At 70.4% G+C, this 26963-nt stretch carries 26 protein-coding genes; 22 read left to right on the top strand and 4 right to left on the bottom strand.

All coding sequences use genetic code 11. The annotated features are described in order from the left end of the window. Nucleotides 1-33 precede the first annotated feature (33 nt). Together ACPL7H_RS12340 and ACPL7H_RS12335 are read left to right on the top strand one after the other, a co-directional pair. Complete coding sequence (locus tag ACPL7H_RS12340) at nt 34-960, top strand: proteasome assembly chaperone family protein (RefSeq protein WP_424797200.1); 927 nt, start codon at nt 34-36, stop codon at nt 958-960. A gap of 264 nt (nt 961-1224) precedes the next feature. Further along, complete coding sequence (locus ACPL7H_RS12335) at nt 1225-1428, top strand: cold-shock protein (RefSeq protein ID WP_424787944.1); 204 nt, start codon at nt 1225-1227, stop codon at nt 1426-1428. A gap of 69 nt (nt 1429-1497) precedes the next feature. Here the strand turns inward: ACPL7H_RS12335 and ACPL7H_RS12330 are convergent, their stop codons facing one another. After that, nucleotides 1498-2454, bottom strand: coding sequence for a spermidine synthase (locus tag ACPL7H_RS12330; protein ID WP_424797199.1), 957 nt, complete (start codon nt 2452-2454; stop codon nt 1498-1500). 102 nt (nt 2455-2556) lie between these two features. Here ACPL7H_RS12330 and ACPL7H_RS12325 point away from each other — a divergent pair, with 102 nt between their 5' ends. The 3 genes from ACPL7H_RS12325 (at nt 2557) to ACPL7H_RS12315 (ending at nt 4694) form a co-directional block, all read left to right on the top strand. Further along, nucleotides 2557-2961: an SAV_6107 family HEPN domain-containing protein gene (locus ACPL7H_RS12325; protein ID WP_424797198.1), complete on the top strand. Its 405-nt coding sequence runs from the start codon at nt 2557-2559 to the stop codon at nt 2959-2961. Then, entirely contained in the window at nt 2958-4211 is a 1254-nt protein-coding gene (dinB, locus tag ACPL7H_RS12320; RefSeq protein ID WP_424797197.1) for a DNA polymerase IV, read from the top strand. The genes ACPL7H_RS12325 and dinB overlap by 4 nt, the downstream gene beginning before the upstream one ends. A gap of 96 nt (nt 4212-4307) precedes the next feature. Further along, entirely contained in the window at nt 4308-4694 is a 387-nt protein-coding gene (locus tag ACPL7H_RS12315) for a DUF3040 domain-containing protein (RefSeq protein WP_424797196.1), read from the top strand. A 7-nt stretch (nt 4695-4701) separates the two neighbouring features. Here the strand turns inward: ACPL7H_RS12315 and ACPL7H_RS12310 are convergent, their stop codons facing one another. Genes ACPL7H_RS12310 through ACPL7H_RS12300 form a run of 3 tightly spaced genes read right to left on the bottom strand, consistent with a single transcriptional unit; the run spans nt 4702 to nt 8976 of the window. Beyond that, the gene (locus ACPL7H_RS12310; RefSeq protein WP_424797195.1) at nt 4702-6855 is read right to left on the bottom strand and encodes a transglutaminaseTgpA domain-containing protein; all 2154 of its coding nucleotides are present in this window, start codon (nt 6853-6855) and stop codon (nt 4702-4704) included. Beyond that, nucleotides 6855-8033, bottom strand: coding sequence for a DUF58 domain-containing protein (locus ACPL7H_RS12305; RefSeq protein ID WP_424797194.1), 1179 nt, complete (start codon nt 8031-8033; stop codon nt 6855-6857). Before ACPL7H_RS12305 ends, ACPL7H_RS12310 begins: the two co-directional genes overlap by 1 nt. A gap of 1 nt (nt 8034) precedes the next feature. Beyond that, on the bottom strand, nt 8035-8976 hold the full coding sequence (locus ACPL7H_RS12300; RefSeq protein WP_424787937.1) for an AAA family ATPase: 942 nt from the start codon (nt 8974-8976) through the stop codon (nt 8035-8037). A 302-nt stretch (nt 8977-9278) separates the two neighbouring features. On the opposite strand from ACPL7H_RS12300, the gene mraZ reads away from it, so the two are divergent. The 17 genes from mraZ (at nt 9279) to ACPL7H_RS12215 (ending at nt 26963) form a co-directional block, all read left to right on the top strand. Then, complete coding sequence (mraZ, locus tag ACPL7H_RS12295) at nt 9279-9707, top strand: division/cell wall cluster transcriptional repressor MraZ (protein ID WP_424787936.1); 429 nt, start codon at nt 9279-9281, stop codon at nt 9705-9707. Between the two features lie 143 nt (nt 9708-9850). Further along, complete coding sequence (rsmH, locus tag ACPL7H_RS12290; RefSeq protein WP_424797193.1) at nt 9851-10840, top strand: 16S rRNA (cytosine(1402)-N(4))-methyltransferase RsmH; 990 nt, start codon at nt 9851-9853, stop codon at nt 10838-10840. Next, complete coding sequence (locus ACPL7H_RS12285; protein ID WP_424787934.1) at nt 10837-11235, top strand: hypothetical protein; 399 nt, start codon at nt 10837-10839, stop codon at nt 11233-11235. Before rsmH ends, ACPL7H_RS12285 begins: the two co-directional genes overlap by 4 nt. Further along, a complete protein-coding gene (locus ACPL7H_RS12280) occupies nt 11235-13013 on the top strand; it encodes a peptidoglycan D,D-transpeptidase FtsI family protein (protein WP_424797192.1) in 1779 nt (592 codons plus the stop codon). The genes ACPL7H_RS12285 and ACPL7H_RS12280 overlap by 1 nt, the downstream gene beginning before the upstream one ends. An 18-nt stretch (nt 13014-13031) precedes the next feature. Next, nucleotides 13032-14597 (top strand): UDP-N-acetylmuramoyl-L-alanyl-D-glutamate--2,6-diaminopimelate ligase, encoded by a 1566-nt coding sequence (locus ACPL7H_RS12275; protein ID WP_424797191.1) that lies wholly within the window; start codon nt 13032-13034, stop codon nt 14595-14597. Next, nucleotides 14594-16000: a UDP-N-acetylmuramoyl-tripeptide--D-alanyl-D-alanine ligase gene (locus tag ACPL7H_RS12270; protein WP_424797190.1), complete on the top strand. Its 1407-nt coding sequence runs from the start codon at nt 14594-14596 to the stop codon at nt 15998-16000. Before ACPL7H_RS12275 ends, ACPL7H_RS12270 begins: the two co-directional genes overlap by 4 nt. Further along, on the top strand, nt 15997-17082 hold the full coding sequence (gene mraY, locus ACPL7H_RS12265) for a phospho-N-acetylmuramoyl-pentapeptide-transferase (RefSeq protein WP_424787930.1): 1086 nt from the start codon (nt 15997-15999) through the stop codon (nt 17080-17082). The genes ACPL7H_RS12270 and mraY overlap by 4 nt, the downstream gene beginning before the upstream one ends. Nucleotides 17083-17084: 2 nt before the next feature. Next, a complete protein-coding gene (gene murD, locus ACPL7H_RS12260) occupies nt 17085-18536 on the top strand; it encodes a UDP-N-acetylmuramoyl-L-alanine--D-glutamate ligase (protein WP_424797189.1) in 1452 nt (483 codons plus the stop codon). After that, nucleotides 18533-19891 (top strand): peptidoglycan glycosyltransferase FtsW, encoded by a 1359-nt coding sequence (locus ACPL7H_RS12255; RefSeq protein WP_424797188.1) that lies wholly within the window; start codon nt 18533-18535, stop codon nt 19889-19891. The genes murD and ACPL7H_RS12255 overlap by 4 nt, the downstream gene beginning before the upstream one ends. Next, the gene (gene murG / locus ACPL7H_RS12250; RefSeq protein ID WP_424797187.1) at nt 19888-21006 is read left to right on the top strand and encodes an undecaprenyldiphospho-muramoylpentapeptide beta-N-acetylglucosaminyltransferase; all 1119 of its coding nucleotides are present in this window, start codon (nt 19888-19890) and stop codon (nt 21004-21006) included. Before ACPL7H_RS12255 ends, murG begins: the two co-directional genes overlap by 4 nt. Then, a complete protein-coding gene (murC, locus tag ACPL7H_RS12245; protein WP_424797186.1) occupies nt 21003-22364 on the top strand; it encodes a UDP-N-acetylmuramate--L-alanine ligase in 1362 nt (453 codons plus the stop codon). The genes murG and murC overlap by 4 nt, the downstream gene beginning before the upstream one ends. 8 nt (nt 22365-22372) lie before the next feature. Further along, the gene (locus ACPL7H_RS12240) at nt 22373-23194 is read left to right on the top strand and encodes a cell division protein FtsQ/DivIB (protein WP_424797185.1); all 822 of its coding nucleotides are present in this window, start codon (nt 22373-22375) and stop codon (nt 23192-23194) included. 135 nt (nt 23195-23329) lie between these two features. After that, nucleotides 23330-24571 carry a cell division protein FtsZ gene (ftsZ, locus tag ACPL7H_RS12235; RefSeq protein WP_424797184.1) on the top strand — a complete coding sequence of 414 codons (1242 nt, stop codon included), beginning with the start codon at nt 23330-23332 and terminating at the stop codon, nt 24569-24571. A gap of 25 nt (nt 24572-24596) precedes the next feature. Continuing rightward, nucleotides 24597-25298, top strand: a complete 702-nt coding sequence (locus ACPL7H_RS12230; protein WP_424797183.1) for a polyphenol oxidase family protein — start codon at nt 24597-24599, stop codon at nt 25296-25298. A gap of 94 nt (nt 25299-25392) precedes the next feature. Next, entirely contained in the window at nt 25393-25842 is a 450-nt protein-coding gene (locus tag ACPL7H_RS12225; RefSeq protein ID WP_424787922.1) for a cell division protein SepF, read from the top strand. A gap of 7 nt (nt 25843-25849) precedes the next feature. Then, a complete protein-coding gene (locus ACPL7H_RS12220) occupies nt 25850-26140 on the top strand; it encodes a YggT family protein (RefSeq protein ID WP_424797182.1) in 291 nt (96 codons plus the stop codon). Nucleotides 26141-26234: 94 nt separating this feature from the next. Continuing rightward, entirely contained in the window at nt 26235-26963 is a 729-nt protein-coding gene (locus ACPL7H_RS12215) for a DivIVA domain-containing protein (protein WP_424797181.1), read from the top strand.

Raw genomic sequence — 26963 nt, 5'->3', positions numbered from 1 at the left:
GTTGAGTATGGGGTGAACGAGGAAAGGACGTCCATGGCTGCTGATCCGCGCGATTTGTACACCCGCGAGACCGAGGTAACCGACCTGCCCGAGGGCGAGGTCGCGGTGCTGGTGCACGCCTTGCAGGGCTCGATCGACGCCGGACACGCCGGAGCGCTGCTCGCCGAGCACCTCACCGCCAAACTCAGCACCCGCCGGGTGGCGACCTTCGATGTCGATGCGCTGCTGGACTACCGCTCCCGCCGGCCGGTGATGACGTACGAGGACGGGGCCTGGACCACCTATGACGAGCCGGTCCTGACGCTGGACCTGCTGCGGGACGACGAGGGTCAGGCGATGCTGCTGCTGCACGGGCTGGAGCCGGACCTGAAGTGGGAACTGTTCATCGACGCGATCACCGGCCTGATCGAGGAGTTCGGTGTGCGCACCACCGTCGGAGTGCACGGGATCCCGATGGGGGTACCCCACACCCGCCCGATCACCGTGACCGCCCACGGGACGCGGCCCGAGTTGGTGGCCGATTACCCCAACTACATCAGTTCGGTGCGAGTACCGGGTTCGGCGTCGGCACTACTGGAGTTCCGCCTGGGTGGGCGCGGCCACGACGCCCTCGGGTTCGCCGCGCACGTCCCGCACTACCTCGCTCAGTCCGACTATCCGCAGGCCGCCGCCGAACTGGTGCGCCAGATCACCCGGGTGACCGGTCTCGGGCTCCCGATCGGTGACCTGGAAGCCGACGGCGTGCGGATCCAGACCGAAATCGACCGGCAGGTCGGTGCCTCCGAGGAGGTTGGCGCGGTGGTCCGGGCGCTGGAAGAACAGTTCGACTCCTTCGCCGAGGCCACCGGGGACGAGGCGTTGGGCACACCGGTGGTGGAGGCGGAGGAGGTCCCCAGCGCCGATGAGATCGCCGCCCGCTTCTCCCAGTACCTGGCCGGCCAGGACAACGACAAGGGCTGAGCGGGTCCGTCCAGCAACCCTGGATAGTCCACTAGCCGGACTCGGCGGGTGTTGCGGTAGCGCTTCTGCGGCAGAGCATGACATGCTGGCCTTGTTACAGTTTCACTTACGTTCGACCCGGGTGGGCACTCCTGTGCGCAATCCCAACATTCCGGGCCAGGTACCACTTGGTCGGGGATGAGATAGGCGTGGGGCGAAGCATGTGGCAAGACGGGGCCGGCACACGGCTTGCCCCACCAACGTCCCCGGAAGGACAAGCACAACATGGCACAGGGAACCGTCAAGTGGTTCAACGCTGAGAAGGGCTATGGATTCATTGCCCAGGACGGTGGCGGAGACGACGTCTTCGTTCACTACTCGGCCATCGAGTCGGACGGCTACCGCTCCCTCGAAGAGGCGCAGCGGGTTGAGTTCGAGATCACCCAGGGCCCCAAGGGTCCGCAGGCGGAGAGCGTCCGCATGGTCTGATTCCAGACCTCCCACGAGCCCGGTCGGCGCAGTTGCGCCGGCCGGGCTCGTGGCTTTTCCGGCACCTCGCTAGGGCAGGCTGATCAGCCCGTCCGGATCCTCGCGGGTGTCGGGCAGCATGCTCAGCATCCGCTGCTCGGCGGACTCGGAGGCTTGGGTCGGCTCCTCCCCGGCGCGCCACTGATCGGACTCGACAGGATCGCGGAACACCTGGGCGGTGCCGATGAAGTCCCGCAGGTCGCGGCCGTGCAGTACTCGCGCGGTGGGGGCGAGGGTGCGCAACGACCGGTTCAACTCAGCGGTGGGCCAGGGGCGGTTGGCGCCGAGGATGACGACGTTGCCGTAGCGACGCCCGCGCAGTACGCCGGGCTCGGCGATCACGGCGGTGTGGGCGAACACCTCGGCGAGGGTGGCCGCTTCGCGCCGAGCCACCGGCAGCGGGGGGTTGTCTGCCAGGTTCAGCAGGTAGCACCCGGCCTGGTTGAGCCGATCGGCCACCAGTTCGGTGAACTCCACGGTACGCAGGTGTGGTGGGACGGCGCCGGCGGCGAACGTGTCCCGGATCACGGCGTCGCCGCCGCCGCTGCGCAACGAGGCGATGGTCGCGCGAGCATCGGCCACGCGGATCCGCAGTCGCGGGGCGCGCGGCAGGTCGAACCACGTGCGCACGTACTCAGCGAGTTTGGCGTCGATCTCCGCGACCAGGTGACGCGAGTCGGGCCAGAGTGCGGCCATCGCCCGCGGGAGCGCACATCCGGCACCGCCCAGGTGCACCACGTTCAGCGGTTCCTCCGGGCCGAATCGATGGGTCAGCACCACCTGCATCTGCTGCATGTACTCGAACATCAGCCGGGTGGGGTCGTCCAGGTACAGGTGGGAACTCTGCACCCCGTCCAACAGCAGCAGCACACCGTTCGGATCCTCGGTGTCAGGGGTCAGTTCTACGGTGGCATACGTGGTGGGGATCGGACCCTGTGGAAGCGCCGCGACCGACGGCGCCACCGAGCGTGTCTTGCGCCGAGCCATGCAGGGAACGGTACCCCGCGACCCGGGTGGGACCGAACGCGGTAGGCCCTTGACAACTTCGAACGAGCGTTCGATAATGGTAGTGCGGGAAGGGAGTCGATGATGGGCGGTGCGGTACCTGAGCGGTTGCTTCGGCGAGCCCATGCCGAACTCGATCAACTCTCGGGGCGGGCCGAGGGGCAGGAGAATTTCCTGCACGCCCATATGGCGGCGCTGCGCGCCGGGGCGGCGTTGCTCGCCCTGCACCCGGCCTCGGCCGGCAGGCGGCGCGCGGTGCGCAGCGTCTGGGAACAGATCGCCGAGTTGGACGAGGTCTGGGTACCGTGGGCGGCGCTGTTCGCCTCCGGCGCGCCGATCCGGGCGGCGATCGAGACGGGGCGTGCGCCGGCCCTCGAGGCCGCGCAGGTGGCGCGCACCGAGCAGGCCGCAGTGGAGTTCGTCGCGATCGTGAGCGAGGCGGTGCGGACGGCGCGCGAGCCCACGCACCTTCCGGCGATGGCCTCGTGAGTCGTTCGGCGCGGTCGGCGGCGGCGGCCGGGAGGGACTGGGGCGACGACGACTCCGGAGCGCCCATCCTGCACGTGGACATGGATGCCTTCTTCGCCGCGGTGGAGTTGATCGAGCGGCCCGACCTGCGTGGCAAGGCGGTCATCGTCGGTGGCCGCCATCGTGGCGTGGTGGTGTCGGCGACCTACGAAGCGCGGGAATTCGGGGTGCACTCGGCGATGCCGATGGCGCGGGCGCGGGCAATCTGCCCGCACGCGGTGGTGCTGGAGCCCCGGCACGAGCGCTACCGGGAGGTCTCCCTCGCGGTCCTTCAGGTCCTGGGCGAGATCACCCCGGTGCTGGAACAGGTCAGCATCGATGAGGCGTTCCTGGACGTCTCCGGAGCGCGCCGGCGACTGGGCTCACCGACACAGATCGCGCAGCAGATCCGCGAGCGCATCCGCACCGAGCTGTTCGTGGATGCCTCCGTGGGAGTTGCGGGCACCAAGTTCGTGGCGAAACTGGCCTCCAGTCACGCCAAGCCGGACGGGATGCTGTTGATCCCTGCCGAGGCCACCGTCCCGTTCCTGCATGCGCTGCCCGTGGGGGCATTGTGGGGGGTGGGTGAGCGCACCGCGGAACGGCTGGCCTCGATGGCCATCCACACCGTCTCCGACCTTGCGCACACGCCCGCACCGACCCTGCACCGCCTGCTCGGAGTGGCAGCCGGACAGCGCCTGCTGGACCTGTCCTGGGGCCGCGACCCGCGCCCGGTGCAGCCACAGCGGCAGGAGAAGTCGATCGGACACGAGCAGACCTTTGCGGTCAACCTCTCCCGCACCGAGGAATTGAACGCGGTCCTGTTGGACCAGGCGCACCGTTGCGCGATGCGGTTACGGGCGGCGGGCACCGTCACCGCGTCGGTGTCGATCAAGGTACGGTTCGCCGACTTCACCACCCTGTCCCGTTCCCGGGCGCTGTCGGAGCCCACCGATGTGGCGCAGGCCGTTTACGCCACCGCCCGGGAACTGCTGGCCGGGGTCGCCCTGCCCGCCGGCGGCGTGCGGTTGCTGGGCGTGCGGTGTGAGGCCCTCAGTCCGGCGGCCACCACCGCCGTCCAGGGCACCCTGGCCGGGCCCGGACCGGGCCGCCGCGATGCCGAACGGGCAATGGATTCCATCACCGCTCGATACGGGCGCGGCGCGGTCCGAGCGGCCACTCTCGTGCGTCCGGGAGGCTCGCCGGACGTTAGAGATGCCACATCTGGGTAGCTTCGCTCCGCTTCGGCTACCACTATTGGCTCCGGGCACTTATCCTAGGTACCAGACCCCTCGTCGGGGTACCCGTCAACCGCCCTGGGAGGTACCGTGCCTCTCTCCGAGTACGAGCAGCGCGTACTGGAGGAGTTGGAGCAACAGTTGCGCTCCGACGATCCCAAACTCGCCGACACCATCTCCGGACGTGCCGGCCGCAAACCCCTGCAGATCGGCTTGGGGATCGTGGGCCTGCTCGGTGGTCTGGCCGCCCTGGTGGGTGGTCTGGCCGGCGGGCATCTCTGGCTGAGTGCCGTCGGCTTCCTTCTCATGTTCGCCGGTGTGCTGGTGGCGATGTCGCGCCCGAAGGGTCAGCCCGACGGTGACGCCTCGAACGTGCACCCGATCCGAGGGGGCGGCAGCGGCAAGACCGCGCCGCGTGATTCCGGGTTCATGGACAAACTCGAAGAGCGCTGGGACCGCCGCCGACGCGAACCCTGAAGTCCGGTCACACCCGGTCCCGGGTGTTCACCTCGTGCATGACCCTGCGGCGCCACTTGCTGCGCGGATGCTGTCGGCGGATCTCCTCCAGTACCTGTCTGCGCCACTGATGCACCTGCTTGCCGCTCGGCGCCTGCCGCCCGGGTGGTGCATAGCGGTGGCGCTCCACCGCCCCCACCAGTTCCGCCAGGGCCTGCCCGGGCTGGCCGGTCAGCCCCACCCGCGCCCGTAGCCCTCGGGGGGTCTCTCCGGGGTGAGCGGACTCCGGTGCGATACCGGTGGCGGCCCGGCGCACCCGTGCCCAGGAACGCTCCACGTCAGACCCGCGGCGCTGACGGTACTGCCACGCCAGCACGCCGCCGATCAAGCCGACCGGGATGGCCAGCGCGAGCCAGCGCCAGTGGGAGGGCTGATCGGAGGCACCGCCGATCGATTCCGGAGTCGTCTGCGGAGTTGCGGCGTCGGCCGGTTCCTCCGGGGTCTGTGGGGCCGCGGTACCGGTGGGGAACTCCTCCTCGGGCGATTCGGCGCCCTCGGGCACCCCGGTGGCCCACTCCGGCGGAGCGCCGGTGCGCCCCGGTGGGGTGGGCTCGAACCGGACCCAGCCCACGCCGTCGAAGTACACCTGCGGCCAGGTGTGCGCCCGGTGGCCGCTGACCTCGACGGTGTCGTCCTGATCGGACTCTTCCCCGGGCAGGAACCCCACCGCCATCCGGGCCGGGATGTCCAGCGTGCGGGCCATCACCACCATCGCGGTGGCGAACTGGACGCAGTAGCCACGGCCGCTGCCGAGGAAGTCCCAGACCGCATCGGAGGTCCGGGCCGGGTCCACCTCGACGTCGTAGGTGAACTGGCTGTCGAACCGCAGGAAGTCCTGGATGGCCACCGCCTGCTCATATTGGGTCCGGGCACCGGCAGTATCGACGACCCGTTGCGTCAGCGCTCGGATCTGATCGGCGTGACCGGTGTCGGGTACGTGCAGGGTGAGGGGGTCGACCTCGGGGTCCTCGACCAACTCCACGGCGTTGAGGTCCGCCGGATCCAGATCCACCTCGAAGATCTCCGCCTCGTACTCCAGCGGCGTCGAGCCGGAGCCGATCACCTCATCGGAGTCGCCGTCGTAGGCCCATTCGCCCTCGATCGAGAGCCGGCGCGGCTGGTCGGGCAGCAGCAGCCGGTCCTGGGCCAGGTCCAGCACGTTCATCTGCAGCCGCTGGTCGGGCCGGTCGGCCTCGATCGGGCTCGGCCACAGCACTTGATTCTGCACCGGCTCGGTCTCGCGGGGTTCGGTGCCGCGCAGCCAACGCTGCCCGGTGAACTCGGTGAGGGTGTAGGCATGCAGCGGTCCGAGGTTCTCGGGGTCGCTCGCCCGGTAGGAGTAGAGCAGCTCGTCGGCGCCCCGATCCAGATGGTCACTGACGTCAAGGCCCAGATCGAGCCGCGTGGCGCTGGTGCCCCCGGATTCGGACCACTGCCAGGTGGACGTGGGAATGAGCAGGACCGCAGGGGCGGCGATCAGAGCCACCACGACGGTGAGCGCGGCGGCACCGGCGGCTGATCTCCATGCGCCGTGACGCGCACGCTGTTCCGCTCCGGTTCCGGCGGAGTGCAGCACCAGCAGGCCCAGGTAGCCGGTGGCGGCGAGCACGAACACCGCTGCCGGCACCGGTTCACCCAGGGCCACGGCGGGCATCCACGGCGCCAGCAGGGCGATCCCGGACCACGCCGGTGCCCGGCAACCGACCGCGAGCAGCTCGGCCAGCAACAGGACCACCAGCAACGCCGAGACGATGCCCAGCGCCAGTCCCGCGCTGCCCACCACCGGGGCCTGGGTGGCGGTATCGGCCATGCCCTGCCGGAGCAATGCCAGGAACTCACCGGGCGCGGCCACTCCGGGCAGTGGCTCCAGCATGCCGTCGCCGGGAACGAACAACGCGGCGGTGAGGTAGGTCCCGATCGCGCCGCTGATCACCGTGGGCAACCAGATCGAGGCCAGCCAGGTGCGGATGAGCACCAGCGACGCGGCCGTCACGCTCAGGACGACCAGGGCGCTGGGGAACCAGGAGGCCGTCTCCACCAGGCGCTCCAGGCTCAATCCACCGCCCAGCGCGGCCAGCACCAGGAGCCCGGCGGCGAGGACCCGGCGCGGGTGCCCGTCCATCAGCGCACCACCAGGGGCGTGAGGAGGGTGTTCCAGGACTCGGCGATCCCGGAGGTGTCGGCGCGAGCGCGCGCGGTGTGCAGGGCCCAGCCGTGCTTGGCGAGTCCGGCCGCCGGTACCCGCTCGTCGTAACGGTCGGTGACGATCAGGGCGTAGGCACGGCGGTGACCGGCTAACGGGCTCAGGGTATGGAGCAGGCCGACGTCGGGGGAGTGCAGTACCGCGATCAGACTCGGGCCGGCCCCGTGCAGCCCCCGGCGTTGCTCAGCACGCAGCGCCGCGGGGGTGATGGTGGCCGGGGCGATCACGTCGAGGGCATCCGCTGCGGTGGTGCACGTGACCGAGTGCACGTCCGGATCGGCATCCAGGCCGGCCCTGGCGCACACGTGCAGCCGCACCGGGACCCCGGAGGAGACGAGGCCGACCGCAAGCGAGGCGAAGGCGCTCAACGCCCACTCCGCGCCACTCTTGCGGCCCAGATCCAGTAGCAGGTCCACCGCCGGAGGGTGGGAGGGCTCATCGGCGCGGACCATCAACTCGCCCCGGCGTGCCGAGGTGCGCCAGTGCACCCGGTGCACGTCGTCGCCTCGCACGTACTCGCGCAGCGTCAGGTCCTCCACCGAGCGCTCCGGAAGTCCGAAGGCCGAGTGCTCACTTCCACTCAGGTCTCGTAGCCGCAGCGACTCGTCCAGCACGGCGGTCCGGGGCCAGATGAGCAGCGGTTCCCCGCGGTCACCGCGGACCGGCCAGCGCAGCAGCCCCAACGGGTCGCCGTGGACCACGGTGCTGGGCCCGAGCCGGTGGTATCCACGCTCGCGTGGGCGGATCTGGTAGGTCCAGGCTCTGCGCTGCTGACCGGCAGCCCGGACGTGGGAGCGGTTCAGCAGCGCCGGCGTTCGCTCGCGGAGCCGGGACCAGGCGCCCAACTGGCCCGCGAGCAGTTCCAGGTGGACCGTGGCCACCTGAGCCACGACCGGCCGGGGTGGATCCACCCGGCGGCGCAGGCGCATCCGTGCGGCACGCCGGCGGCTGCCCAGCACCCAGACCAGAGCGACCGCGATCAGCCCCAGCAGCAGGGCGCTGATCCGCGCGAGGGCCAGGGCGTCCGTCGCCGCCGCTGCGACCGCCAGGAGGGCACCGGCGGCGAGCATCCCGATCCCGCGTAAGGTCAGGCGCATCTCAGGACGGGCCGGGGGCCGGGATGCCTCGGAGAATCTGGCCGATGAGTTCAGCGGGGCCGGCCGAGGCACCACGCCGAGCGACGACCCGGTGCGCCAGGACGGACACGCCGATCTCCTGGATGTCATCAGGCAGGACGAAGTCCCGGCCCTGCACGACCGCCAGCGCCTTGGCCATCGCCAGCAGTTGCAATCCCGCCCGCGGTGAGGCGCCCAACGCGATCTCCTCGTGACGACGGGTGGCCCGGACCAGGTCCAGGATGAAGCCGCGCACGGCATCGGAGACGTAGACGGCGCGCACCGCCAGCCGCGCGGCCTGAATCTCGTCGTCGGTGAGGGCTTGGTCGAGGTCAGCCAGCGGATCGGCGAAGCCGCCGGTGGCCAGCAACTCGAGCTCGTCCTGCTGGGCGGGATAGCCGATGCGCACCTGAGCCATGAAGCGGTCGCGCTGCGCTTCCGGGAGCGGGTAGGTCCCGGCCATCTCCACCGGGTTCTGGGTGGCGATCACCATGAATGGATCGGGCAGTGGATGAGTGGTCCCGTCGACCGTCACCTGGCGCTCCTGCATGCACTCCAGCAGCGCCGACTGCGTCTTGGGGGAAGCGCGGTTGATCTCATCGCCGATCACCACGGTGGCGAACAGGGGACCGGGGTGGAACTCGAAGTCTCCGGTCTGGGCCCGGTAGACGCTCACGCCGGTGAGGTCGCTGGGCAGCAGGTCCGGGGTGAACTGCACCCGCCCCATCGTGCCTCCGACCGAACGGGCCAGGGCCTTTGCCAGGGTCGTCTTCCCCACCCCGGGCACGTCCTCGATCAGCAGATGGCCCTGAGCGAGGAAGACGGCGACGACGGTGCGCACGACGGCGGGACGGCCGGACAGAACCTGGCTCAGGTTGTCCATCAGCCGAGCGATCGCAGCCGCTTCGGTGGTCGTCGTCGTCATGGTCCGAGGGTACGTCCTGCGCGGCTCCGGCGCCCACGGGTCTGCAGATTCTCCACTTCGCTCCACCGTGGTCCCGCGTGTGGCCGCACTCGGCGGGAAACAGCCTGCCGGGGTAGGGATCCACCACGCAATCACGGTCTGAAGGGCCCGCTGCTGAGGAATCTACTCCACATCGCACCACGGCCCTGACCTGCAGAAATAGTAGGAACTCCTGCGCAAAACGCGTGCGTTGCGATTGACGGTGGAGGAAAGTGGAGTAATGTGGGGGAATCCGGACTAGTAGGGAGGGTTGGGGGTGGCACATGTTCCTCGGGACTTACGAACCCAGGCTCGACGACAAGGGCCGCCTGATCCTGCCCGCGAAGTTCCGGGAGGCGCTGGCGCCGGGCATCGTGCTCACCCGGGGCCAGGAGCGCTGCCTGTACGGGTTCCCGCGCGCGGAGTTCGAGCGGGTGCACGCCCAGATGCAGTCGGCGTCCCTGACGTCCAAGCAGGCCCGGGACTTCCAGCGGATCCTGCTCTCCGGAGCCTCCGACGAGATCCCGGACAAGCAGGGCCGCCTGACCGTTCCGCCGGTGTTGCGCAAGTACGCCGGGCTCGGGCGCGAACTGGCGGTCATCGGCGCCGGATCGAAGATCGAGATCTGGGACTCAACCTCCTGGACCGAGTACCTGGCCGCCTCCGAGCAGGCATTCGCCGAACTCACCGAGGAGGTGGTCCCCGGCCTGTGATCGGGTCCGACTCCGTCCCACTTGGTCTCTCACCGCGACTCTGGCGCACTTCCCCGGCGCCAGATCGGGCGGCGGGAGTCCTGGTCGGACGGCGGAGGGGCCTCCGACCACCTCAGGATCAGTGCCAGCAGCGAGGACGTTCGATGATCAGCAAGCCGATCGGCGCACTGCACGCGCCCGTCCTTGCCGACCGCTGCGCCGAACTGCTGGCCCCAGCGCTGGACGCGCCCGGTGCGCTCGCTGTGGATGCCACCCTCGGGATGGGCGGCCACAGCGAGGTGCTGTTGCGTCGCCATCCGGGTCTGCGCCTGATCGGGATCGACCGCGACCAGCAGGCACTGGCGTTGGCAGGGCAGCGCCTGGCCGCCTTCGGCGACCGGTTCGAGCCGGTACACGCCGTGTATGACCAGATCCCGGCAGTCCTGGCCGAGCGGAGCCACGGACCGGTCCAGGGGCTGTTGTTCGATCTCGGCGTCTCCTCCTTGCAGTTGGACCGCGCCGAGCGAGGTTTCTCCTACGCCCAGGAAGCCCCACTGGACATGCGGATGGACCAGAGCGCCGGACGGACCGCCGCCCGGCTCCTCGCGGAGGAGGACGAGGCCGGCCTGCGCCGGATCCTCTCCGACTACGGCCAGGAGCGGTTCGCCGGCCGTATCGCTGCGGCGATCGTGCGCCGTCGTCGGACCGAGCCGCTGCAGCGCAGCGGCGAACTGGTCGACCTCGTCCGCGAGAACATTCCCCAGGCCGCCCGGCGCACCGGTGGCAACCCCGCAAAGCGGACCTTCCAGGCGTTGCGGATCGCGGTGAACGCCGAACTCGAGGTGCTGCGGGCCGCGCTGCCCGGTGCGCTGCAGACGCTGGCGGTGGGCGGTCGGATGGTGGTGCTGTCCTATCACTCCCTGGAGGATCGGATGGTCAAGAACGCCTTCCGGCCCGGGTTGACCTCCTCCACGCCCGTGGATCTGCCCACCGAACTGCCCGGGCATGAGCCCTATCTACGCTCTCTCACCCGCGGCTCCGAGGCGGCCGGCGACGCCGAACAGCGTGCCAACCCGCGCTCGGCCTCGGTACGACTGCGCGCCGTCGAACGGCTCCGCCCCACGCCGAAGCATCTGCAGGAGGGTCCAGCATGAGCGCAGTTCCGCAGCGGGCCCCGGTGGCCCGGCCGGCGGTGACCACCCGCCGCCCCCGGCTCCAGATCGTGCGGGCGCCCGCACACCAGCGCAGTCTCGTGCCGTTCGTGGCGCTGTGCCTGACTATCCTGGTTGGCGCGATGCTCGGGGCGCTGCTGCTCAACACCGCGATGGCTGCGACCGCGTACGAGATGCGGGAGCAGCGCATCGAACTGGCCCAGTTGTCCGAGCACCAGCAGTTCCTCACCCAGCAGGTGGAGCGGCGCGGAGCCCCGGCAGCGTTGGCCGCGGCGGCGGCCGAACTGGGGATGGAGCGGGGCGAAGGGACCAGTTACCTGCGGCTCGAGGATGGCGCGATCGCCGGCCCGGCGGCTGAGCTGGTCGGTTCGGACTGATGGCCGGGCCGACGCCGATGACCGGTGTCGGGGCACCGGTGCGCCGACAGAACATCATCCTCGCCGCGATCCTGATCGTGGTGCTGCTGTTCGGTGTCCGGCTGGTCTACATCCAGGTGATCGCCGGGCCCGCCCTGGCCCAGACCGCCCGGGAGGAGCGCACCCACACCCAGATCATTCCGGCACCGCGCGGAGACGTGGTCGATGCCCACGGCACGGTGCTGGCCACCAGCGCCGACACCTTCGACATCGTCGCCGATCTGCGCCAGATCCCGTCCTTCGTGCTCCGCGATGAGGACGGTGAGATCGTCAGCCGTGGTGCCGCGGCGGCGGCGAGGGTGCTGGCCCCGTTGCTGGATCGCGACCGTGCCGAACTCGGAGCGGAACTGGTCGGGGACAACGGCTACCACCGACTCCTGCGCAATGCCACACCGGAAACCTGGCAGGCGATCGCCAGCCTCGGGGTGAACGGCATTACCGCCGAGCGCACCAGCCAGCGCGTCTACCCGGCCGGGAACACGGCCGGGAACATTCTCGGCTGGGTCAACGACGAGGGCGATGGCGCCGCCGGGATCGAGTCGACCCTCAACTCCCGGCTGCTGGGCACCCCGGGTTCCAGCGAGGTGGAGATCGGGGCCCGCGGGCAGGTGATCCCCACCGGCGCGCAGTCCTCCACCCCGGCGGTCCCGGGCTGTGATGTCCACCTGACCATCGACACCGATCTGCAATGGCATGCCCAGCAGGTGATCGACGAATCGGTGGACACCTGGAGTGCCGCCTGGGGTGCGGTCGTGGTGGTCGAGGTGGGCACCGGGCGCATCCTGGCGCTGGCCGACTCCCACGCGGTGGACCCCAACTCCCCGATGGACACCCCCGAGGACAGCCGCGGTGCCCGTTCGGTGCAGAATGCCTACGACCCCGGTTCGACCGGCAAGGTCCTCACCGTGCTGTCGGCGCTGGAGGAAGGAGTGGTCACTCCGACCTCGCCGATCGAGAACCCCTACCGGCACACCATGCCCAACGGTCAGACCTTCACCGACCACACCGAGCACCCTGACCAGGTGCTGACCACCACCGGGGTGCTGGCGGAGTCGGCGAACACCTCCACGGTGCTGATCGGGTCGGAGATGTCGAACCAGACGCGGTTCGAGTACATGCGGAACATGGGATGGGGTGAGCGAACCGGGATGGGCCTTCCCGGTGAGACCGCCGGCATCCTGCACCACTACTCGGACTGGGACGGCCGCACCCAGTACGTGACGATGTTCGGCCAGAGCGTGAACGTGAACCTGGTGGCCAACACCCAGGTGTTCGCCACCATCGCCAATCAGGGGATGGCGATCCCGCCGCGGATCATCGAGGGCTACACGTGTGAGGGGGCGTACGAGGAACTCCAGGACGAGGAGCCGGTGCAGGTGGTCTCCCCGGAGAGCAGCGAGCAGATGATCCGGATGCTGGAGTCCACCGTGCACGAGGGCGGCACCGGGGTGCGGGCGGCCATCGACGGGTACCGGGTGGCGGGCAAGACCGGTACCGCCGAGACCTCCGATGGACGGGGCGGGCTGAGCCACCGGGTGGCCTCCTTCGTGGGCGTGGCACCGGCCGAGGCGCCGGAGATCGCCGTCGGTGTGGTGGTTGCCCAACCCTCCGGGATCTACGGTTCGCTCGTGGCAGCCCCGGTCTTCCACGACGTGACCGAGTTCAGCCTGCAGCACCTGGGCGTGGCGCCCTCCACCGAGGAGCCCGACCTGTACCCGTTGCGACCAGAAGACTCCTGAGGCATCGATACTAGGAGCATGAACGTTGCATCTGCTGAGCCGCCCCGGCGGACCCTCGCCGGACTAGCCGCGGCCTTCGGCCTGACCGCGCGCGGCCGGCCGGAGGATGGCTCCGGCCTCGAGGTCGCCGTCACCGGCGTCAGCCTGGACAACCGGCTCACCGGTCCGGGTGAGCTGTTCGCTGCGCTCCCGGGTGCGCGGGCTCACGGTGCGCGCTTCGCTGCCGCCGCGGTGGCCGGCGGCGCGGTGGGTGTGCTCACCGACGCCGCGGGAGCGGACCTGCTCACCGGGCAGGAGATCGCCGTGCCGGTGCTGGTGGCCCAGGATCCGCGCGCGGTCCTGGGCCAGGTGGCCTCATGGATCTACGGGCATCCCTCCCGGCGGTTGGGCACCTACGCGGTGACCGGGACCAACGGCAAGACCACCACCACCTACTTCCTCGAGCACATCCTGGCTGCGCTGGGTCGCAGCACCGGCCTGATCGGGACGGTGGAACTCAAGATCGGCGCCGAGCGCACTCCCGCCCGGTTGACCACCCCGGAGGCCCCCGCGCTGCACCAACTGCTGGCGCAGATGGTGCGTTCCCGGGTGGACGACGTGGTGATGGAGGTCTCCTCGCACGCCCTGGAACTGCACCGGGTGGACGGAGTCGTCTACGAGGTGGCCGGCTTCACCAACCTGACCCAGGACCACTTGGACTTCCATGGCGACATGGAGTCCTACTTCGCCGCGAAGGCTGCGCTGTTCACCCCGGGCCGTGCGCGGCGCGGCGTGGTGCTGGTCGACGACGAGTGGGGACGACGACTGGCCGCCCGGGCCGAGATCGATGTCGTCACGGTCTCGGCCACCCGGGCGCCGGCCCACTGGCAGGTCAGCGCCGGCGCGCCGGGACCCGCGGGCACTCCGATCACGCTGAGCAGCGCCGACGGTGTGGAACTGAGCACCACCGTGGCCCTACCGGGGACGTTCAACGTGGCCAATGCGGCCGTGGCGTTGGTGATGGCCCTGCAGGTGGGGGCGAGCCCGGAGCAGATCACCGCCGCGCTGCCGGAGGGGTTGACCGCCGTGGTCCCCGGTCGGATGGAACTGGTGGCCACCGCCCCCCGGGTGCTGGTGGACTTCGCGCACAATACCGAGGCGATCCAGCAGGCACTGGCCGCGGTGCGACAGGGGACGCAGGGGCGCCTCTTCGTGATCTTCGGTGCCACCGGAGACCGCGACCGCGGCAAGCGCGCGTCGATGGGCGCGGCGGCGGTGCAGGGTGCCGATGTGGTGGTGATCACCGATGATGATCCGCACGATGAGGACCCGGCGGGCATCCGGGCCGAGGTGATGGCCGGAGCGGTGCGCGCACTGGCCACGGAGCAGCAGGAGGGCCGGCAGGTGGACCTGTACGAGGTGGCGCCGCGACAGGCCGCGATCGCCCGTGTCATCAGATTCGCCGCCGATACGGATACGGTTCTGGTAGCCGGGCGCGGACATGAGACCTGGCAGGAGATCGCGGGCGTGGACCACCACCTCGATGACCGACAGGAGGTGCGCAAGGCGATGGCCGAACGAGTGCAGCACCCGACCGCCTCATGATCGACCTGACGATCGCCCAGATCGCTGCCGCCGTGGACGGCACCGTCCCGGGGCATGAGGGTGCCACGGTCAGCGGTGGGGTCGTCACCGACTCCCGGCGGGTGGGACCGGGGGACCTGTTCGTCGCGGTGGGCGGTGCCCGAGTGGACGGCCACGACTACCTGGGCGCCGCGGCCGAGGCCGGTGCGGTGGCCGCCCTGGTGAGCAGGGAGGTGCCGCGGGCCCCGCTGGCCCAGATCGTGGTGGCCGACACCACCAGGGCACTGGGAGACCTGGCCGCCGCGGTGCTGTCCCGGCTGCGGAAGAACGCCCGGCCGCCGGTCGTGGTGGGCGTGACGGGCTCGGTGGGCAAGACCTCCACCAAGGACCTGCTCGCGGCGGTGCTGGAGACCTGTGGTGAGGTGATCGCCCCGGTGGGCTCCTACAACAATGAGATCGGCCTGCCCCTGACGGTGCTGCGCGCCACGGAGAACACCGCCGCGCTGGTGCTGGAGATGGGGGCCGATGCACCGGGGAACCTGACCTACCTGACCTCGATCGCAGCACCGGACATCGCGGTGGTGCTCGCCGTCGGCCGGGCTCACCTTGATGGTTTCGGCGATATCGGGGCGGTCGCCCGGGCCAAGGCCGAACTCGTGCAGAACATGCGAGCCGACGGCGTGGCGGTCCTGAACGCCGACGACGCGCGGGTGGCCGCGATGGCACCTGACGCGGCCGGGCGCAGGACCGTGTTCTTCGGCACCGGAGGTGATGCGCAGGTCCGCGCCGAGCAGATCGGCACCGATGATCAGGGGCGGGCGCGCTTCACGCTGCACCTGCACGGGCAGGCACACCCGGTGCAACTGACTCTGTACGGCCTCCATCAGGTCTCCAACGCCCTGGCCGCGGCAGCGGTGGCGTACGAACTCGGAGTAGACGCGGAGCAGATCGCGACCGCGCTCGGTTCGGCGTCCGCCCGCAGTCCGCACCGGATGCACGTGCAACGCAGCGACGCCGGGGTCACGATCATCGACGACGCCTATAACGCGAACCCGGACTCGATGCGGGCGGCGTTGCGCTCCCTGAGCCAGATGGCGGCCGGGTCCGGGGGCCGGGCGGTGGCGGTGCTGGGCCCGATGCGCGAACTCGGACCGGACTCGGCCGCCGAGCACGAAGCAGTCGGTGCCTTCGCCGTGCAGGTGGGAGTGGACCGCCTGATCGCCGTGGCGGAGGAGGCCCGCCCGCTGGCCACCGGAGCGCTGGCGGCCGGGATGCACCGGCGCGAGGTGCAGCGGGCCAGTGGGGTCTCGGAGGCGGTGGCCATGCTGCGCCGGTACCTGCGCTCCGGGGACGTGATGCTGGTCAAGGCATCCAACGGAGAGCAGTTGTGGCGGGTGGTCGAGGCGTTGGAACGAGCCCGATGATCGCCGTCCTGTCCGCGGGTGCCGTGGCGATGCTGGTGTCCCTGCTGGGCACACCGCTGTTCATCCGGTTCCTCGTCAAGCGCGAATACGGCCAGTTCATCCGGCAGGACGGCCCCACCGCGCACTTCACCAAGCGTGGCACGCCCACCATGGGCGGGGTGGTGATCATCGCAGCCACGGTGATCGGCTACGCGGTGGCGAACCTGGTGGCGGGCCGTCCGCCGAATGTCTCCGGTCTGCTGCTGTTGTTCCTCATGGTCGGTCTGGGCGTGATCGGCTTCGCCGACGACTTCACCAAGATCAGCCGGCAGCGCTCCCTCGGGCTGAGCCCGCTGTGGAAGATGATCGGCCAGGGCGCCATCGGTGTCACGTTCGCGGTCCTGGTCCTGCAGTTCCCGAACGAGCGGTACCGCACCCCGGCCTCCACCGAGATCTCCTTCACCCGCGACATCTCGGCCCTGGACCTGGCCTTCCTGGGCGCGGGGGTGGGACTGATCCTGTTCGTGCTGTGGGCCAACTTCCTCATCACCGCCTGGTCGAACGCGGTCAACCTCACCGACGGTCTGGACGGACTGGCCACCGGTGTGTCGATGCTGGTCTTCGGTGCCTACGTGGTGGTGGCGGTCTGGCAGTCCAACCAGAGCTGCCAGGTGCTCTCCCAGGTGGCGTCGCGGTGTTATGAGGTCCGCGACCCGCGCGACCTGTCCATCATCGCCGCCGCCATCGTGGGGGCCTGCTTCGGGTTCCTATGGTGGAACGCCTCACCGGCGAAGATCTTCATGGGCGACACCGGATCCCTCGCCCTGGGCGGTGCGCTGGCCGGGCTGTCCATCCTGACCCGCACCGAGGTGCTGGCCGCGATCATCGGTGGGCTCTTCGTGCTGATCGTGATGTCGGACGTGATCCAGATCGGCTGGTTCAAACTCACCGGTAAACGTGTGTTCAAGATGGCCCCGCTGCACCACCACTTCGAACTCATGGGTTGGGGTGAGGTGACGATCGTGATCCGGTTCTGGATCATCGCGGCACTGTTCGTCTGTGTGGGTCTGGGCATCTTCTACGCCGAGTGGGTCGTCGGATAGCGATGGAGGCTGCCGAGCTCTCCGGTGCGCGCGTCCTGGTGGCCGGGCTGGGGATCAGCGGCGTTGCGTCCGTGCAGGCACTGCACGACGTCGGAGCCCGGGTCAGCGCGGTCGATTCCCGTCCGGAGGTGGCCGGCGCCGCACCACTGCCCGCCGGGGTGATGGTGTTCACCGGGCAGGACTGGCCCGGGCTGGCCCAGCGGGCCCTGGAGGAGAAGCCGGAGGTGCTGATCGCCTCCCCGGGACTGCCACCGCACAACCCCCTGCTGCAGACGGCCGAGCAGAGGGGGGTGCCGGTCTGGAGCGAGGTCGAGCTGGCCTGGCGGTTGTGCCCGCCGGGGGTGCCGTGGTTGGCGCTGACCGGAACGAACGGCAAGACCACCACGGTGAGCATGCTCGCCTCGATGCTGGCCGCCGCAGGACGCAACGCCCCGGCGGTGGGGAACGTGGGTGACCCGATCGTGACCACGGTGCTCGGTGCCCGCGCCGCCGGGACCACCCTGGACGCCCTGGCGGTGGAACTGTCGAGTTTCCAGTTGCACTACACCCACACCCTCGCGCCGCTGGCCAGTGCGTGCCTGAACCTGTCCGCGGACCACCTGGACTGGCACGGCAGCCCGCAGAACTATGCCGCGGACAAGGCCCGGATCTACCAGCGCACCACCGCCGCCTGCATCTACAACGCACACGACGACGCCACCCGGGACATGGTGGCCGCAGCCGACGTCGCCGAAGGCGCCCGCGCGGTGGGGTTCACCCTGAACGTGCCGGCCCTGGGTCAGCTCGGGCTGGTCGAGGACGTGCTCGCCGACCGGGCGTTCACCCCGGGCCGGCGCACCCACGCCCAGGAACTGGCCACCCTGGCCGACCTGGCCCACCTCGGCGGCCCGCCGGTACCGGGTCACCTGGTCGCCAACGCGCTGGCCGCCGCGGCCCTCGCGCTGGCCGCCGACGTCGCCCCGGAGCACATCAGCGCGGGCCTGCGCGCGCTGGCGCCCGGTGCGCACCGCATCCAGGAGGTTGGCAGCCACGCGGGCGTTCGCTACGTCAACGACTCCAAGGCCACCAACCCCGACGCCGCGGCCGCATCGCTCAGTGCGCTGCCGCCCGGGCGCGGGATCTGGATCGCCGGTGGGTTGGCCAAGGACGCCGACCTCGGTCCCCTGGTCGCCGGCAGCGCAGACCGGCTGCGCGCCGTCGTCGTCATCGGCACCGATCCGGCCCCGATCGTTGCCGCACTCGACCGACACGCGCCGCACCTCCCGCGAGTCGTGGTGCCCGCTGGTGAGACTGAACCTATGCACCGTGCCGTCCGACATGCCGCCGATCTGGCCCGCCAGGGCGATGTCGTGCTGCTCGCCCCTGCGTGTGCCTCCCAGGATCAGTTCGACTCCTACGCGGCCCGCGGCGAGGCGTTCATCGATGCGGTCACAGGACTGGGGACGCCCCGGTGACCACGACCCCGACCCGACGCCCGGCGGTGCGCGCGCGCCCGGCCGACCCGCAGACGACGGCGAAGCGCACGTCGCGGAAGCCGGCCAGGTCCGTGCCCGGTACGGCCAGGTCCAAGACGGCCGAGTCCAAGGCCGAGAGACGGACCGCCCGGCAGACCACCGTGGCGGCGGCTTGGGACTCCCCGGTGACCAGTTACTACCTGGTCGGCGGTTCGGCGCTACTGCTGTTGCTGCTCGGGCTCGTCATGGTGCTGTCCAGTTCGTCGGTGTTGTCGCTGCAGTCCTCCGGCACCCCGTTCACCACCTTTCTCAACCAGGCCAGGTTCGCCCTGCTCGCGCTGCCGGTGGCCTGGGGGATCTCTCGGCTGTCGGTGTCCTGGATCCGCCGGCTGGCCTGGCCCGGAATGGCTCTGGCCGCACTGATGCAGGCGCTGGTGTTCATCCCCGGTCTGCAGGTCGCGGCCGGCGGGAACGCCGGCTGGGTGGTGATCGCCGGGCAGAACTTCCAGCCTGCGGAGTTCGGCAAACTCGGCCTGGCCGTCTGGCTCGGGGCGGTGTTGGCCGCCAAGGGCCGCCTGCTGCGGCACTGGTACCACGTCCTCTTCCCAGCGGTGTTCGTGGCCACCGGGATTCTGGCCATGGTGCTGTACACCCACGACTTGGGCACCGCGCTGGTGATCATGCTGCTGGTAGCCGGGGCACTCTGGGTGGCCGGGGTGCCGCTGTCGATGTTCACCCTGGCGGCGATGGCCGGGAGTGCGGCGGCGGCCTTCCTGGTGATCCCCTCGAGCAACCGGCGCGATCGTATCGCGATGCTGTTCGGGATGGGCGACGTCGACCCGATGGGGCTGGGCCTGCAGCCCCGCCGTGCCCTGCAGGGCCTGGGCACCGGCGGGCTGAGCGGGGTGGGGCTGGGGGAGTCCCGCTCGAAGTGGCTGTGGCTGCCCGAGGCCCACAACGACTTCATCTTCGCCATCATCGGCGAGGAACTCGGTCTGCTGGGCGCGCTGCTGGTGCTGGTGCTGTTCACCGCGCTCGCCGTCGGGTTGACCCGGGTGGTCCGGCGCCACCCGGACCGGTTCGTGAAGATCTCCACCGCCGCCATCGGGACCTGGATCCTGGGCCAGGCACTGATCAACATCGGCGTGGTGATCGGGGTGCTGCCGGTGATCGGGTTGCCGTTGCCGCTGGTCAGCGCCGGCGGTTCGGCCCTGGTCACCACGATGGCTGCGCTCGGGATCGTGCTGGCCTTCGCCCGCAACGAGCCCGGTGCCAGAGCCGCGCTGGCGGCGCGGCGCAGTTCCCTGCGTGCCCACCTGGCGGTCGTGGCTCCGCGGTCCCGGCGGTCCTCGTGAGCGCTCCGGTGATCGTGCTGGCAGGGGGTGGCACGGCCGGGCACGTGAACCCGTTGCTGGCGCTGGCCGAACGCCTGCCCGCGGAGTTGCCCGGGGTGCAACTGAAGGTGCTGGGCACCGCGGCCGGGCTGGAGGCCGACCTGGTGCCCGCCGCCGGGCTGGACCTGGTCACGATCGAGAAGGTGCCGTTGCCGCGTCGCCCCAGTGCCGAGTGGCTCACGCTGCCGGGCCGCTGGCGCCGGGCGATGGCCGCCGCCACCTCGGTGGTGTCCGGGGCTGACCTGGTGGTCGGATTCGGTGGGTACGTCTCCGCACCGGCGTACCTGGCGGCGCGGCGGGCCGGGGTCCCGATCGTGGTGCACGAGCAGAACGCCCGCCCCGGGCTGGCGAACAGGCTGGGTGCGCGGTACGCAGCCGCGGTGGGTATTACCTTTCCCGGCACCGCGTTGCGCGGGGGCGAACTCGTGGGCCTGCCGCTGCGGGCGAGCATCGCCGACCTGATCCGACGGCGTGAGCAGGATGCCGATGCCACCGCGCGCGCCGGTGCCCGGGCCCTGGGCCTGGATCCGGACCGTCGCACGGTGCTGGTGACCGGCGGATCCCTGGGCGCGGCCCGGTTGAACCAGGTGCTTCCCGAGATCGGCCCGGACCTGATCGAGGCCGGCGCGCAGGTGTTGCACCTGACCGGCCGGGGCAAAGCGGATCCGGTCCACCAGGCCACCGCCGACATGGCGCAGTCCCATCACTATCACGTGCGCGAGTACCTGATGGAGATGGAGCACGCCCTGGCCTGCGCGGATCTGGTGATCGCACGCGCCGGTGCGGGGACCGTCAGCGAACTGACCGCACTGGGCATTCCCGCGGTCTACGTCCCGCTCCCGATCGGCAACGGGGAGCAGGCGCTGAACGCCGGACCGGTGGTGACTGCCGGAGGCGCCCTGATGGTCGCGGACGAGGACTTGACCGGGGGGTGGCTGGCTGAGCACGTGCTGCCGCTGATGCGCGGGGACGAGGAACTGGCCGGGCTGCGTAGCGCCGCGTTCCGGGCGGGCATCACCGATGGCACCGACCGGCTGGCCCGGATGGTGACCACGGTGCTGGAGCAGCGCGGATGAGGATGCATTTCATCGCCATCGGGGGTGCCGGGATGTCGGTGATCGCCGAGTTGCTGGTGCGTCAGGGCTATCAGGTCAGCGGCTCGGACCGGGCCGACTCGCCCGCTCTGGCCAGGCTCGGGGGCCTGGGTGCCCGGGTGCACGTGGGCCACGCCGCCGAGCACGTGGCGGAGTTGGGCCCGCAGGACGCCGTGGTGATCTCCAGCGCGATCGGCCCCGACAACCCCGAGGTGCGCGCCGCTCGGGACCGGGGCGTGCCGATCCTGCACCGGTCCCAGGCATTGGCACTGGCCGCCCGCGGCAAGGACTTCGTGGCCGTGGCGGGCAGCCACGGCAAGACCACCACCTCGGCGATGCTCGCCGTCGCCCTGCGCGCTGCCGGGCTGGACCCCTCCTTCGCGATCGGGGGGCGCGTGGTCTCCATGGACACCGGCGCGTACCAGGGCGAGGGCACTGTCTTCGTGGCCGAGGCTGATGAGTCCGACGGTTCCTTCGTCAACTACTCGCCCCGGGTAGCGATCGTGACGAATATCGAGGCCGACCATTTGGACCACTACCGCACGGCGCAGGCCTATGCCGGGGCTTTTCTGGAGTTCGCCGCGCGGGTGCAGCCGGGGGGGCTGGTGATCACCTGCGCCGACGACCCCGGCGCGACGGGCTTTGCCGCCGCCCTGAGGGAGCGGGGAACCCGGGTGCAGACCTACGGCGTCAGCACCGACGCGGACGTGCGCATCGACATCACCCACCTCGCCCCGGGACAATCCGGCGCGCGCCTGACCAGCGCGCTCGGCGCGGTGGAACTGGACGTGGCCGTGCCCGGCGAGCACAACCTGGCCAACGCCGCCGCCGCGTGGTGTGCCGGTGTGGAACTGGGCGTGGACCCCGCCCAGATGGCCGCCGCCCTGGGCTCATTCACCGGGACCGCGCGCCGGTTCGAGTTGCGGGGCACGGTGGCCGGGGTGCGGGTGGTGGACGACTACGCCCACAACCCCACCAAGGTCGCCGCAGCGGTGGCCACCGCACGACGCGCGGCTGCCGGAGGGCGTGTGATCGCCGTCTTCCAGCCGCATCTGTACTCCCGCACCCGGGACTTCGCCGAAGAGTTCGCCCGGGTCCTGCGCACGGCGGACCATGTGTTGCTGGCCCCGATCTACCCGGCCCGGGAGGAGCCGTTGCCCGGGGTGACTTCGGCGCTGATCGCCGATCACCTCGACGGGGCCGAGGTGATCGAGGACTTCGCCGCCCTGGCCGCCGCAGCGGCCGCTCGGGCCGCGCCCGGTGATCTGGTGGTCACGATCGGCGCCGGGGACGTCACCGCGCTCCCGGAGCTGATCCTCGCCGAACTGGGGCGACGGTGAGGGCGCCGGTGAGCCCGCGCCCCCCGGGCGGGACGCCGCTGCGACGCCCCGGCAGGCCGGTGGCGGCCGAGGCCGACTCGGGCGCACCACAGCGCCGGATCTCCACCCAGTTCGGTGCCCGGCTGGCCGAACGCCGCCGGGCGCTCCGGCGGCTGCGGTGGCGCACCATCGCGATCGTGGCCGCAGCGGTGCTGGCGGTGGCCGCGGTGGTCTACCTGGTGCTGTTCTCCCCGGTGCTGGCGCTGCGCGCGCAGGAGGTACGGATCACCGGCGCCTCCGACCTGGTCGAGGTCGAGCAGATCCACGACCTGCTGGCCGCACACGACGGGCAGCCGCTGGTCCGGCTGGATACCACGGCACTTGCCCGGGAGGTCGAGGAGGTGACCGGCGTGCTCTCGGCCGATCTGGTGCGCGAGTGGCCACACGGTGTGCAGGTCCAGATCACACCGCGCACGCCCGTTGCGACGGTGCCCGACGAGGGGGAGTACCTGGTGCTCGACGGTGATGCGGTCAATCTGCAGGTGACGCCTGAGCCGCGCGAGGACCTCCCGCTGGTGGAGGTGGAGGTCGGCACCGAGACCTCCGCGGCCTCACTGGAGGCCGCGGTCACGGTGCTGGGCGCCCTGCCACCGGAGTTGTTCGATCAGGTCACCGCCGCCGGCGCGGCCAGCCCGGACCAGGTCGAACTCGAACTCACCGACGGCGCGGTGGTGGTGTGGGGGAGTGCGGAGGAGAACGAACTGAAGGCAGCCGTCCTCACGACGCTGCGTCAGGTACCGGCCGAGGTGTACGACGTGTCGGCGCCACGTAACCCCATCACCCGGGGCTGAGCAGAATCTCAAGGCCGACACGCCCCGCTAGGTCGTTGCCGCCGGGGTGCGGCGGACATAGCGTCATCGCTGTGAGGAAATGACATAACTCTAAACCTTAAGTAGAGGTTGAGGGTTTGACGAGAGGGAAGTGACGTGGCGGCACCGCAGAACTATCTAGCGGTCATCAAGGTAGTGGGTATCGGCGGTGGTGGAGTCAACGCCGTCAACCGGATGATCGAGGTCGGATTGAAAGGCGTGGAGTTCGTCGCCGTCAATACCGACGCCCAGGCACTGCTGATGAGCGATGCCGACGTCAAACTCGACGTCGGCCGTGACCTGACCCGCGGGCTTGGGGCAGGAGCCGATCCCGAGGTGGGCAAGAAAGCCGCTGAGGATCACACCGAGGAGATCGAGGAGGTGCTGCGCGGGGCCGACATGGTCTTCGTCACCGCCGGCGAGGGCGGAGGCACCGGGACCGGTGGCGCGCCCGTGGTCGCGAAGATCGCCCGGTCCCTGGGCGCGCTCACGATCGGGGTGGTGACCCGCCCGTTCACCTTCGAGGGCCGGCGGCGCGGAGTGCAGGCCGACGCCGGCATCGAGGCCCTGCGCAATGAGGTGGACACCCTCATCGTGATCCCGAACGACCGGTTGCTGTCCATCTCCGACCGCGGGGTCTCGGTCCTGGATGCCTTCCGGAGCGCGGACCAGGTGCTGCTCTCGGGTGTGCAGGGGATCACCGACCTGATCACCACCCCGGGTCTGATCAACCTGGACTTCGCGGACGTGAAGTCGGTGATGCAGGGAGCAGGCAGCGCCCTGATGGGGATCGGCTCCTCGCGTGGCGACGACCGTGCCGTGCAGGCCTCGGAACTGGCGATCTCCTCGCCACTGCTGGAAGCCAGCATCGATGGCGCCCACGGGGTGTTGTTGTCGATCCAGGGCGGCTCCGACCTGGGCCTGTTCGAGATCCACGAGGCGGCCCGGTTGGTCCAGGAGGCTGCCCACCCCGAGGCGAACATCATCTTCGGCGCCGTCATCGACGACGCCCTCGGCGACGAGGTGCGGGTCACCGTGATCGCGGCAGGATTCGACGGCGGCAGCCCGACCCCGACGGACGGGAGCAGGTCGATTGCGCACCCGGAGCCCAAGGTGGAGCGGACCCCGGAGCCCGTGGCGCCGGCCGAGCGTGCGGTACCCACCGTGATCGACGCCGACGAACCCGCAACCGCCGGGCGCGTCCCGGTGGCGGCGCACACCAACGGCGCACCGAAAGCCCCTTCGGCGCAGAGCCCCGCGGGCCCCCCGACCCAGGGGCTTGAGGTCCCGCGCATCTTCGACGAGGCGCCCCGCCGGCGGCGGGACGACGATCTGGATGTGCCCGAGTTCCTCAAGTAGGGCCGACGGCGCTGACGCCGACACCGTGATCCGGGTCGACCTCGGCCCGGGTGCGCGCGGACTGTTCACCACCCGCGCCGGCGGTGTCAGCGCGCCGCCGTTCCAGGCGCTGAACCTCGGGGGCGCGGCCGGCGACGACCCGGACCATGTGCGGACCAACAGGGCCATCGCCGCCGAGCTCCTCGGCGGGCCGGTCGCCTACGCCCGGCAGGTCCACGGCACCGACGTGCTCGAGCCGGGCTGTACCGACGGCACCGGTGACGCGCTGCTGGGGACGGGCAGCGGCGTCGGGGTCCTGGTAGCGGATTGCGTTCCGGTGCTGCTGGCCGGGCCGGGCCTGGTCGCCGCGGTGCACGCCGGGCGCCGGGGTCTCCTGGCCGGGGTGGTGCAGAACGCACTCGCTGCGATGCAGGCCCGGGGTGCCGGCGCCTCCCACGCCGTCATCGGTCCGGCGATCTGCGGCCGGTGCTACGAGGTTCCCGCCGACCTGCGCGCGGACGCCGAGGCGGTCGACCCCGCACTCGGCGGCACCACGAGCTGGGGCACCCCCTCGATCGATCTCGCCGCCGGAGTGGCCGCTGTGCTCCGCCGGGCCAGGGTGCCCCACATCGACGACGTGGGCCTGTGCACCTATGAGGACCGCCGGTTCTACTCCTACCGTCGGGACGGCCGAACCGGCCGGTTTGCCGGACTGGTTGCGCTCGGCGGCCGCGACACGCCGCGGTGACCTGCCCTGACGCGGTTCGCTGCTGGTCTAGCGTCGGAACCAACAGAACGCATCCTCACAGCGCACGCTGTGGGCGAGGGAACGAGGAGCACCCATGGCCGGAACGCTGCGCAAGTCGATGCTCTGGCTCGGGCTGTCCGAGCCGGAGGCCGAGGAGCACGAGGACTACGTGGACTACGACGACGAGGAGCCGGGTGAGCAGACCCCTCCGGCAGAAGTGACCCCGATCAGCCGCGCCGCGTCGCACAGGGACTCGGGCAGTCTGCGGCGGATCACGACGGTGCACCCCCGCACCTACAACGATGCCAAGACCATCGGCGAGGCGTTCCGCTCCGGAACCCCGGTGATCATGAACCTCACCGACATGACCGACGCCGAGGCCAAGCGCCTGGTGGATTTCTCCGCCGGCCTGGTGTTCGGGCTGCGCGGCGCTATCGAGCGGGTCACCAACAAGGTGTTCCTGCTCTCACCTGCCACGGTGGAGATTGCCAACGAGGAGCGGGAGCCGGAGACTGCTCAGGCAAGGTTCTTCAACCAGAGTTAGGTCTTGAGTGTCCGTCGTCCTGAGCGTTCTGTATCTGGCTGTACTGCTCTACGTGGTCCTGCTGCTGGTCCGGCTCGTGTTCAACTGGGTGCAGCAATTCGCCCGGGACTGGAAGCCCCAGGGCGTGACCTTGGTTGTGGCTGAACTCACCTTCACCGTCACCGATCCGCCGCTGCGAGCGGTCCGCAGGATCATTCCGCCGTTGCGAATCGGCGCCGTTGCCCTAGATTTGGGCTTCATCCTGGTGTTCATTGCCTGTTCCCTGCTCCTCGGGATTATTCAGCCGCATACGCTGTAGTCGGGCGTATCCTGTAGCAGGGCACGGGCGGAACTCCGCTAACGTACAAGTAGGTGGCATCCGCCACCCGATCAACAATCCGAGGTAGCTGAAAATGGCACTGCTGACTGCGGACGACGTCCTCAACAAGAAATTCCAACCGACGAAGTTCCGCGAGGGGTACGACCAGGATGAGGTCGATGACTTCCTCGACGAGGTCGTGGCTACCTTGCGGGTGGTCTCCGGCGAGAACGAGGAACTCAAGGCCAAACTCGAGGCTGCCGAGGCACGCATCGCAGAACTCAGCGCCGGCACCCCGGCCGACGAGACCGCCAACCTCGGCGTAGTGGCGGCTGCGCACTCGACCGAACAGGCCCCCGAAGAACCTTCACCGGCCGAGCCGTCCGCGGCATCCCCGGTGGAGCCGGAGCCGGAGCCGTCCCAGCCGAGCGCAGCCGATGCGACCCCGGCCGCCGGCATTGCCGCCGCGCAGACCGGCGAACCCGAGTCGGCCACCGGCATGCTGCAGCTGGCGCAGCGCCTGCACGACGAGTACGTCGCCAACGGCAAGGCCGAGGCGGACCGGATCCTGACCGAAGCCCGCACCGAGGGCGAGCAGATCGTCAACGAGGCCGAGGAGAAGCGTACTCGCACCCTGAACCAGCTCGAGGGCGAGCGCTCCCTACTGGAGCGCAAGATCGACGAACTCCGGGTCTTCGAACGTGATTACCGCACCCGGCTGAAGAGCTATCTGGAAGGGCTGCTCAGCGACGTCGAGGGCCGTGGTTCCGGCCTGAGCGGCTATGGCGGCGGGAGTTCGGAGAACGACCTGCGCCGTCCGTGA

This window comes from Pseudactinotalea sp. Z1732, from assembly GCF_049724975.1.
Taxonomy (GTDB): domain Bacteria; phylum Actinomycetota; class Actinomycetes; order Actinomycetales; family Beutenbergiaceae; genus CALKWS01.
The sequence above is the reverse complement of the archived record's forward strand: the minus strand, read 5'-3'. Positions and strand labels throughout refer to the sequence as shown.

Bases quoted from the DNA above. Each gene is read 5' to 3' on its own strand.
- ACPL7H_RS12280 (WP_424797192.1), top strand. From the start codon at position 11,235: ATGGCCGGGCCGACGCCGATGACCGGTGTCGGGGCACCGGTGCGCCGA.
- ACPL7H_RS12330 (WP_424797199.1), bottom strand. From the start codon at position 2,454: ATGGCTCGGCGCAAGACACGCTCGGTGGCGCCGTCGGTCGCGGCGCTT.
- ACPL7H_RS12335 (WP_424787944.1), top strand. From the start codon at position 1,225: ATGGCACAGGGAACCGTCAAGTGGTTCAACGCTGAGAAGGGCTATGGA.
- ACPL7H_RS12300 (WP_424787937.1), bottom strand. From the start codon at position 8,976: ATGACGACGACGACCACCGAAGCGGCTGCGATCGCTCGGCTGATGGAC.
- ACPL7H_RS12275 (WP_424797191.1), top strand. From the start codon at position 13,032: ATGAACGTTGCATCTGCTGAGCCGCCCCGGCGGACCCTCGCCGGACTA.
- ACPL7H_RS12310 (WP_424797195.1), bottom strand. From the start codon at position 6,855: ATGGACGGGCACCCGCGCCGGGTCCTCGCCGCCGGGCTCCTGGTGCTG.
- murD (WP_424797189.1), top strand. From the start codon at position 17,085: ATGGAGGCTGCCGAGCTCTCCGGTGCGCGCGTCCTGGTGGCCGGGCTG.
- murC (WP_424797186.1), top strand. From the start codon at position 21,003: ATGAGGATGCATTTCATCGCCATCGGGGGTGCCGGGATGTCGGTGATC.
- mraY (WP_424787930.1), top strand. From the start codon at position 15,997: ATGATCGCCGTCCTGTCCGCGGGTGCCGTGGCGATGCTGGTGTCCCTG.
- mraZ (WP_424787936.1), top strand. From the start codon at position 9,279: ATGTTCCTCGGGACTTACGAACCCAGGCTCGACGACAAGGGCCGCCTG.
- ACPL7H_RS12325 (WP_424797198.1), top strand. From the start codon at position 2,557: ATGGGCGGTGCGGTACCTGAGCGGTTGCTTCGGCGAGCCCATGCCGAA.
- ACPL7H_RS12270 (WP_424797190.1), top strand. From the start codon at position 14,594: ATGATCGACCTGACGATCGCCCAGATCGCTGCCGCCGTGGACGGCACC.
- ACPL7H_RS12215 (WP_424797181.1), top strand. From the start codon at position 26,235: ATGGCACTGCTGACTGCGGACGACGTCCTCAACAAGAAATTCCAACCG.
- rsmH (WP_424797193.1), top strand. From the start codon at position 9,851: ATGATCAGCAAGCCGATCGGCGCACTGCACGCGCCCGTCCTTGCCGAC.
- ACPL7H_RS12305 (WP_424797194.1), bottom strand. From the start codon at position 8,033: ATGCGCCTGACCTTACGCGGGATCGGGATGCTCGCCGCCGGTGCCCTC.
- ACPL7H_RS12285 (WP_424787934.1), top strand. From the start codon at position 10,837: ATGAGCGCAGTTCCGCAGCGGGCCCCGGTGGCCCGGCCGGCGGTGACC.
- ACPL7H_RS12225 (WP_424787922.1), top strand. From the start codon at position 25,393: ATGGCCGGAACGCTGCGCAAGTCGATGCTCTGGCTCGGGCTGTCCGAG.
- ACPL7H_RS12340 (WP_424797200.1), top strand. From the start codon at position 34: ATGGCTGCTGATCCGCGCGATTTGTACACCCGCGAGACCGAGGTAACC.